This window comes from Pseudomonas sp. R62 (genome assembly GCF_000257605.1).
Classification (GTDB): Bacteria; Pseudomonadota; Gammaproteobacteria; order Pseudomonadales; family Pseudomonadaceae; genus Aquipseudomonas; species Aquipseudomonas atacamensis.
The window spans coordinates 1,554,983-1,564,506 of sequence record NZ_JH635998.1 but is presented as its reverse complement, the minus strand read 5'-3'; the positions used below and the strand labels follow the sequence as shown (position 1 = coordinate 1,564,506).

The following is a 9,524-nucleotide window of genomic DNA, read 5'->3' as shown; positions in this document are numbered from 1 at the left end:
AGTTCGCCGTCAACAGCTTCGACTTCGACCTGCACACCGAAGTGGGCGATCACCAGGCCGTGTTGCTCAGGGCCGAGGTCGCCGCCCTCGAGGGCCTCGACCGCCGAGGACTCGCGTTTGGCGGCGCGTGCGGCGCGCTCGCCCTGAATCTTTTCGATGCGCCAGTTTTGACGACGATTGAGTTGGCGTTTGGCCATGGGTGTTCCGTCTGAAGAATGCAGCGATTAGGTAAAACGGCCGCGAGTTTAGCACGCCCGGCCACCGGCCTAGGCTAAACTGCGCAGCATTGCCTAGGAGCCCGAATATGCAAAACCCGCAGAACCTGATCTGGATCGACCTGGAAATGACCGGTCTGGACCCGGACAACGATGTCATCATCGAAATGGCCACCATCGTCACCGACAGTGAGCTGAATACATTGGCCGAAGGCCCGGTGATCGCCATCCATCACAGCGACGAAGTGCTCGCGCGCATGGACGAATGGAACACCCGCACCCACGGCAATTCCGGCCTGACCCAGCGTGTACGCGACAGCCGCATCAGCATGGCTGAGGCAGAAGCTGAGACCATTGCCTTCCTGGAAAAGTGGGTGCCGAAGGGCAAATCGCCGATCTGCGGCAACAGCATCTGCCAGGACCGTCGCTTTCTTTATACCCACATGAAGGCGCTGGAAAGCTACTTCCACTACCGCAACCTCGACGTCTCGACGCTCAAGGAACTGGCCGCACGCTGGGCTCCGGACGTGCGCGACAGCTTCAAGAAGGGCAGCACGCATCTGGCGCTGGACGACATTCGCGAATCGATCGCCGAGTTGCAGCATTACCGCAAGCACTTCATCAAGTTCTGAGGCAGCGGCATCAGCCCTGACGCTTTCGCGAGCAGGCTCGCTCCCACATGGAATGCGCCTTAGGTGGACGCGAGCCTGCTTGCGAAAGGCGCGCCCTCTTCTGGTGCGGCGCTGAAATGGCTAGACTGCGCGCCTTCCTGCCTGGACTGCCATCATGTTGCTGATGCTCTATCTGATCGCCATTACCGCCGAAGCCATGACTGGCGCGCTGTCCGCCGGACGACGTGGCATGGACTGGTTCGGCGTGGTGCTGATCGCCTGCATCACCGCGCTCGGTGGCGGTTCGGTGCGCGACGTGTTGCTCGGGCACTACCCGCTGACCTGGGTCAAACATCCGGAATATCTGGTGCTGACCTCGGTGGCAGCGATGTTCACCGTATTCGCTGCGCGCTGGATGCGCCACCTGCGCTCGCTGTTTCTGGTGCTCGATGCAGTTGGACTGGTGGCATTTACTTTGATCGGTTGCATGACGGCGCTGGAAATGGGTCACGGCATGTTGGTGGCTTCCGTCAGCGGAGTCATCACCGGCGTTTTTGGCGGTATTCTTCGCGATATCTTCTGCAACGATATTCCCTTGATCTTTCGCCGCGAACTTTACGCCAGCGTCTCATTTGCTGCGGCGTGGTGCTACATGTTGTGTCTTTATCTCAATGTGCCAGGTGAACAAGCCATTCTGATCACTTTGTTTGGCGGATTCCTGTTGCGTCTGCTGGCCATTCGTTTCCATTGGGAAATGCCGAAGTTCGTTTATAACGACGAACACTGATAGATCGTGCGTTGTTGTCATTGAAGTTGATTAATGGCAAATATGTTGTTTGTGACTGGCGCGCGCATATTTCTTACACTTTTCACTTTGATCTTTGCTTGATGGGTATGTAGTTTTTTCGCTGACATATTTTCGATGTCAGTATCAAATTATATTCTTACAAAGGAGCTGCATTGTGAGTGAAAGCATGGATGTTACAGATAATCAAAATGACAATCCGCCCACTCTGGCGGGGCTGTCCAGTTTAAAAGTCAAGTTTGATGCCGGTAATAATACTCAAAGCAGGGCGCTTATCGCTAATGGCCGAATGCAGGTCAAAGTTCAAGTACTCGTTGCCGGAGTAGACGCCGACGGCAACGCAATGCATGTACCCGCAGATGTAATGGAAAGCATCCAGCTTATTCATTACGCGACCGGCAAGACCTTGCGCGATGGCTGGGTCGCGAGCGCAGTCCAAGGGCGGTTTACGCGTGAGGCACGTCCTGCACCTGACGCCGAAGACAGGCACGACGATGATCTTGAGAATGACAGCGTTCATCCACAGGTTCGTACGTTCTGGGTTTCCTCATCGAGCGCCGGAACGACTGAGATCGGTGCGCGCCTGTCCGTGAATGGCGAGACGATCCTCAGTAACGGAACCACGCCTGCCAGTGTTCATTACAGCAGCGTGACTGTAGAAGCGGAAACGCCTTCGACATATGGTGTAGACGGAGTATTTCGGTTGTACCAGACCAGGATTGGCAATGAGTCGCCCGGTAACCGTATCTGGAAGTACCATTTGGGACTGTACCCGGGTGGGAAGCAGATCCGGCTGGTCGATTGGATTGCAGAGGGGGCAGAAGAGGGGAAGGATTACGATTTTGCAGGTGGTAACCGGCTTAACGAAATAAAAACAAATTACATGGAATGCATTTTCGTGCGTCCCGAAAAATCCAGTATCGTCGTCTCTTTGCCTGACAGGGGGGATCCGTTTGCATACGCTTTTACCAGTGATGCGCAAACATGGAACTCGAAGCATTATCACGTAAATACTCAAAGCGACGGAGAGTTGACCATCGTCCAGGCTCTATCCGAATATTCGAAAAGCACCGGGCCACAAAAATATGGCGGCGTCCTCCACTTCATCGCCATCGATGAATATGGTACTGAGCATAAACTGGCAATCCGCGTGAATTTTCACGAGCGTAATCTATATCTTCAACGAGGCTAAGTTCGTTCACTGATGCAATGTCGGTGAATGTAGTAGATGTATATGCGTTTGGCATTTCGACTGCAGATAAGCTGCCATGTCGATGATCAGGCATATGCACGAAAGTGCTTTTCTGATGACTCGCGTTGGCCCTGCACTTTGTGTGGCCAGCGCACCCCCTCTCAAGGATGAGCGATCATGACTGGCAAACCGCCGAAGATCAAACCTGTATCTGTCCCAACCAAACCCTCCGATTCCAGCATCGATGTCTCCCACCGACCGTTGTCCTCGTCTTCGACAGTGGCACATTTGACTGTTGCACATCATCAGGAACCGCTGCATTCGCCATCTTCATCAGATCCGCTGGCGATAACGCCTGGCGTCAATGTGAGCACGACCACGACGTATTCCACATTCGACGAATTCCCAAGGTTTTCCGTGAACGATTCCCTGGAAAGCTACTGGATACCCTCGCAAGAGGGGCTCGATGAGTCCGTTGCGCTGGGTATAAAAACCTTGAAGCATCGCCAGTATGTTGCCGTGGCTGATAACCACATCGTGCAAGTGGTCCGAGACGCTGAGAGCGGTCTGCTTCGCGCCACGCATGCCAGAGAACTGCATCCTTCCGGTCCGCTGCTGAGGCCTGACAGCGAGGGCCGGTTGTGGCACCCGCTGGACGACCCTGAGTCGACCAACCCGCTTGCAACTGTCCATTCCGAACAAAAACGCGCGGCAGAGCTGCTTACCGGCGCGGAATATTCAATAGAAGATTTTTCTCCATTGATGATCAAACGCATGCTTGCTGTGAGCGGCATAGACACGATGATGGTGCACAGGTCCGAGATACATCCCACCTCGCTGGCATTGCTGCAGGACACAGCGAGGCGTTTTGCCCTCGATCAAAAGATTCAGCTGTTCATCACCCAGGTGCAACATTCCGATCCGACCGTGCGTGCGCAGGCCGATTCACAACTGCAGGCTTTGTTGCCGCCACGGGCAGATGATCTGAGCGAGCGCGTTATCGAACAACCCAGCGCCTTGCTGTTTGAGCAGAGTGAGCGGGCGTTCGAACTTGATTGCGATGCCAACACATTGCAGATGCGACGGATTTTTCCCGATCTGCCCAAGACAATCGCTCAGGCGTTGTGGCGAGAGGCCAGTGCCGCCGACCATACGCATTTGCGCCTGCAGCCGGGAATGCCGAGGCACATGGCAGAAAAGACGCTGGTGGCGCTACGCGAGGTGCGTCTCGCCAGGGCGTGCGCAGGAATCTATCTGGATTCGGTAGCCAGTCTGGACAGTGATCTGCTGGCGTTGCAGATGATCGGCCAGCTTGAACTGTGGCCGCGACAGATTCGTATCGAGGTTCGTCGGCAAGCGTCAGAGGGTGAGTTATTGAGTGCTATTGGCGATGCTCGGTCGCCAGTGCGTCACACGTTTATTCGTCAGCATGAAGGCTACCTTATCCAACTCAGCGGCGTCCCGTCACCCCAAGGTCGGACGGATCTGTATGCCGCCCTCTGGCTCCTTTTACTGCCCGGGCAGCGCCAGTTGCTCGGCGTAGCGCAGGGCGGTGGTGCGGCTCTGCGGCAGCTGGTACGTGCACAGCCATTGCCGTCGCGCCAACGCGTGAGCGAATTGCTGGGACTGGCACCGGTGCAGGTAACGGCTGTTCCGGCCAGCGCCCAATACGTGCAAGCGGGGCTGCGAGGCGGCGGCGATGTCAACCCGACGTCGACAAAATCCGTTGAAGAGCGTGTCCGTGATCTTTATCCGCAGCTTGCCGAACAAGAACTGGCCGTGTTCATTTCCGAGCGTCTGAAGTCGGACCCAACCAGGGTCTTGGCTCGCCTGGAGACAGAGTTGGCAACACTGCGCAATGAGTTGGCGATCTGGAGTGCGCAAGGATTGTCGACCCGCACGGATTCATCGCAGGGCGCACCGCAAACCGCAGAGCAACGGCTGGCTCGCGAGCGGTTCAGCGCAAAGCTGCAGGATATCTGGCAGCGCAAGTCGGTTTCGAGGTGGGGGTTCGGTGACTATCATTTTTCCCATCATGTCGATTTTTCCGCAGAGTTACCAAAGCTATCCGCCAGGTTCGACTACGTAACAGAGTTGATACTGACTGTGGAAAAGCCAGGCGCACGCATCGGCGCTTTTTTTGACAGTTTTCCCAATGTGCAATATTTGGTGGTCACTGGCATAAAAATGGAGGACTTTCCGTCAGGGATATTCCAGATGCGCCAGCTGCGTCAGCTTGTGCTGAACGATTGCTCGCTTGAATTATCTGAAGCCACGGCTGAAGGTTTGTCCAGGATCGAGACGCTCACTTTGTTGAATCTTGCCAACAACCCTCTCACAGTTGCTCCGCATGTAGGCTTCATGACAGATTTAACCGAGTTGATGCTATATAACGCAAATCTTTACAGCCTGCCCTCCGGTATAGACAGGCTTGGAGACCTTCGTGTCATGGCGTTACAGGGTAATAATATTTCGCACATAGGAGACGATCTGTTCGATATTCCGGATACGCAAGACCTATACGTTGGTTTATTGAATAATCCGCTGAGTAACGAGTCAATGCGGCGGATTAATCAGTATCTTGCGAATTCCAGTATGGACCGGAAGGTAGAAATCCAAACGGCCGAGGCAGTTTCAGACGTTGATTCCGAAAGTGATTCATCGGAAAGCGGATTTTCAACAGGTTCAGATAGCAACTAGGTGTTTTCGAAAGTAACGGGTCGATCACGCTGCTAACATGATTTGGCAAACATAAACTACTCGCTAACTCCCCTTCTGATTCGGTTTGAGTGAATTCGGAAGGGGTAACAGGCCATCTTGGGCAGAATCAAAGGGGTCGAAGGTTTAGTGTTGAAGTGCGTAACATTCAGATCGCATTTTTTGAAGTTGTTAGCATCTGTGTGAATTATTCATGATGATGTTGAAAGATTACTACTTCACAAAATGTCAAATGTCGCGACTTCTTATATTCAGGTTCGATGTTAATACTCTGCTGAGCCCTTAAGGGGTGAAATATATTAATCAGCTGAGGTGTTATCAAATGTTTAACGAGGAAGTAGGTATATCCCGTATAGAGGTAAAACTCGACACCACGAATCACGGTCAGCACAAAGTGCTTTATGCCAACGGTCGCATGCAGGTGCGTGTGTTGGTGCTTCTACACGGGATTGATAACAATGGCGACGGCGTATCGTTGCACGGACATCCCGCATTGCAGTCACTGCGGCTTATTGCCTATAACGGTGCTCGCCCATTGGAGGGAGAATGGAATGTATCAATTCAGGAAAATCGTTACGCTCACGAAATGTCGGGTGGGGCAACGCGGCTTACAGAAGTCCCGCGGGTCATTGACAACCGGATCAGCGACGCCGCAGATCCGGTACAGATTTTACAATTCTGGGTTTCGGCTTCCCGACCTGGAATCATGGAAGTGGCTGCCGAGATTTCCTTGAACGGCGCGGTATTGCGAAGTAATGGGGTTGGTTTCGACAGCAGTGTCACGCTGGAGGCGATTCCGCCGAAAGAGTACTCGTCGAGCAGCTTTTCGTTGAGCAAGTATGACAAGAAACAGAATCGGGGCCTGTATGAGTGGGTTCAGCACTATCATATTGGCCTGCGAGCGGATGGCAGGCAGGTTCACCTCCTTGACTGGTACAGCAGTGAAGTGAAACTTGATCCTTATGATTCCGAAGATGCGGTGCAGGTTTATGTGTCCGGGAATATTCCCGGTGAGCAAGGTAGTCGCAAAACCTTTTATGGATATATGGCGCCGATATATGGCCCGCAGGCAACATTTCGCAGTCCCCATGGCTACGTCACCGTACCTATCAACAAAGTGCCTGGACAGTTGACGCTCGTTCAGTATGTTTCCGCTGACCCGCAAGCGGCGCGGGAAAGTGATAGCGCCTTCGAATTTGCCGTGATCGATGAATTCGGTTCGGAACACCGGCTTAGTATCGATGGTGATAAAAAGCAGCTCACTTTTATTCTGGATCAATCCAAGCGGTCAATGAAGCGACTTGTCTGACTTCTTGTCTGGTCAGCGTACTTCGCTGGCCAGTGTTGACTGCCAAATCTGAGTCTGGAAATAAAAGGACGATTCAATAATGGAAAGTAATTTCTCTTCCTCTGTGCATTCGAACGCTTTCAACTTCGGTGAATTTGTTTCCGGAGGCGTTGATCCCCGTACGGGCATGTATACGTGTGCATTTTCGCTTGGCAAGTTGCACTCGGCAGATCTCAATGGTCCGGAGCTTGCACTTTCAGTGAGTTTCAATTCGCTCAATCAGGCGGATAGTGGTTTCGGCGTTGGCTGGTCTTTGACCCTGACCAATTATGACTTGCGCAGCAAAGTCATGACCTTGGCCAACGGTGAACGCTACAAGGCTGTCGAGACGTCTAGCGGCCTGAAGTTCAAGGAAATGAAACTGCAAACGGCAAAGGTGTCAGTCACTGGAGCAGGGCGCTATGAAGTTCGATACAAGGATGGTCGGCGGGAACTGCTCAAAGTGTTGGCCGGTACTCAGGTCGCTGTCGCGGAAAAAATAATCGCGGCGAACGGCGTGAGCATTACGCTGAAACATGAATTGTTCAACCAGTTTCCCCGTTTGGCCGAAGTCCGTGATGCCACGCGCTGCCTGTTGAAAATTTCCCGTTCGGCAGGTCAGGTGACGTTGTCGCGATATCCCGACACTACTTCGAGCTCCAACTTCAGGCTGATCTTGAAAAACAGTCGGGTAACGGCCATCGAGCTTCCGGTGGGTAAAGGTTGGGAACTCGAGTATGAAGTCATCGCTGGGGCCAGCTATGTTCATCGCATCGTCAACCCGCTGCGCGGGGTCGAAATCGTTCGCTACAAGCGGCACGGCCACCGCTTCATCAGCGGTGTGGAACAGACACTGCCGTTTGTTATCGCTCACGATGTCTACCCAGGGCGCGGCCAGCCCAGAGTGTGCAAGACATACACGTACTCCGACCATAACTTCCTTGGGCAGGGCCTCCTTCCAGCCAAGGATAGTGACCTGGATCCGCTCTATCTGGCGCCCGGCAACTACGTCTACACCTCGGAGGAGCACTTGCTGGTCAGCGGCAAAGTACATACCCGCATTAAACGCACCTACAACAAATTCCATCTGTTGGTGGCTGAGGTTACGACCTGTGGCGACGCGCAGATCGCCACTGCCACGGAGTATCACTGTTCCGTTACCAAGCCGTTCAGTGAGCAGGTGGCCCAGTTCCGCATGCCGAAAGTCCATACGGTGACGTACCTCGATCGGCGCACCCAACAGCAGCGTGTGGAAACCACGATCACCGAGTTCGATGGCGAAGGTAACTTGCTCAAGCAGGTTGAGCCCACTGGGGTGATGACTACGACGGAATACTATCCGGCCATTGGCGGGGATAACTGCCCGGAGGATCCGCTGGGCTTTTCCAGGTTCCCGAAAAAGAGGACGGTGAGTGCTGCCGCATCGGATGGTGCTTCGACAGTCACGTACTACGACTACGCTTTGCAACCGGCGCTTGAGGGTGCCGAACTGGCCTCTGTGTTACCGGTCGAGGAGCGTTTTTTCGAAGTGGTGGAGGGTGTAGAGGTGTTGCGTTCGAAAACCGCACGCAGCTATCTCAATACGCCGGAGAATCCACTCAAGCATGGAGCCACAAAAGAGCAAAGTGTCACCCTGAATGATAAAAAAACCGCTATCGAATTTTCCTATGAGCTTGAGGGTGACAGGCTGCGAGTCAGGTCCAGCACGCGCGGATTCGACGGCGCGCTGCAGACTAGTGAGAAGGTGCTGTCGACGCTGACCGGATTACAGGTCTCTGAAGTCGGTGTCGATGGCGAGCACATCGAATTTGAATACGATGCAATCGGCCGGGCAGTGGGCAAAACAGTTGCTGCCGGCACCCCCTATGCGGCCGCTACCCGGTGGGCCTATCTGGCCGCCAGCAAACAGCAGCCGGCGACAATGGTGACCACGGATCCTGCTGGCGGCGAGCAAAAAGTCGCCTATGACGGACTGGAACGGGTGATCACCGTTCAGGAAAAGGACTGCGACCATCCCGACAAGGACGGTCTCATTCAGACACGCACGCTTTATTCTGCCCTGCATGATTCAGTCGGTCACAAGGTGAAAGTGACGCTGACTGATTGGCGTGATGGCAAGCCTTATCCGGTCAGCACTCGCTATGAATTCGATTCCTGGGGCCAGGTCAGCAAGACGCTGCACGATGATGGGCGTATCGAACACAGCGAGGCGGATCCGGTGCTTCGCCAGCAAACCAATTGGTTCCAGGGCATGGGCAAGACGATCACCGTCGTCAATGATTTCGGTAAACCGCTGAGTGTCGAGAGCTTCAATCTGAAGAACAAGAGTCTGGGCAAAACCGTTTACACCTATGACGGTTATGGGCGCACAGCCAGCCAGACAGACCCTGTCGGCAACACCAGCCGATATGAGTACGACGTTTTTGACCGAATGACCCGCAATGTCCTGCCCGACGGCAGTAAGGTCGTGACCGAGTACGCCGAGCATAGTGATGAAGGGCTTGCGATCGACATCAAGGTCGGTGACAAAGTGCTGGGCCAGCAAACGTATGACGGTTTGGGGCGGTTGACCCAGAGTACTGTGGGTGGGCGAAAGTCCGAGGCTGGTTATGAAGCGGGCTTCACTCAGCCACAGTGGTACAAGAGTGCTGATGGC

The 9,524-nt window shown here is 54.1% G+C and carries 5 protein-coding genes and 2 pseudogenes; 6 read left to right on the top strand and 1 reads right to left on the bottom strand.

All coding sequences use genetic code 11. The features are described 5' to 3' along the window. A pseudogene (locus OQK_RS08280) lies at positions 1–197 on the bottom strand (ribosome biogenesis GTPase RsgA); the annotation flags it as partial. A 107-nt stretch (positions 198–304) separates the two neighbouring features. Here OQK_RS08280 and orn point away from each other — a divergent pair. The 6 genes and pseudogenes from orn to OQK_RS08250 form a co-directional block, all read left to right on the top strand. Continuing rightward, a complete protein-coding gene (gene orn, locus OQK_RS08275) occupies positions 305–847 on the top strand; it encodes an oligoribonuclease (RefSeq protein ID WP_016771957.1) in 543 nt (180 codons plus the stop codon). A gap of 151 nt (positions 848–998) precedes the next feature. Continuing rightward, on the top strand, positions 999–1,613 hold the full coding sequence (locus OQK_RS08270; protein ID WP_174823854.1) for a trimeric intracellular cation channel family protein: 615 nt from the start codon (positions 999–1,001) through the stop codon (positions 1,611–1,613). A 175-nt stretch (positions 1,614–1,788) separates the two neighbouring features. After that, the gene (locus OQK_RS08265; protein ID WP_016771955.1) at positions 1,789–2,823 is read left to right on the top strand and encodes a hypothetical protein; all 1,035 of its coding nucleotides are present in this window, start codon (positions 1,789–1,791) and stop codon (positions 2,821–2,823) included. Between the two features lie 177 nt (positions 2,824–3,000). Then, positions 3,001–5,523, top strand: a complete 2,523-nt coding sequence (locus OQK_RS08260; RefSeq protein ID WP_157221872.1) for a hypothetical protein — start codon at positions 3,001–3,003, stop codon at positions 5,521–5,523. Positions 5,524–5,863: 340 nt separating this feature from the next. Next, positions 5,864–6,850: a hypothetical protein gene (locus OQK_RS08255; protein ID WP_016771953.1), complete on the top strand. Its 987-nt coding sequence runs from the start codon at positions 5,864–5,866 to the stop codon at positions 6,848–6,850. Between the two features lie 79 nt (positions 6,851–6,929). Beyond that, positions 6,930–9,524 (top strand): annotated as a pseudogene (locus OQK_RS08250) (RHS repeat domain-containing protein); the annotation flags it as partial.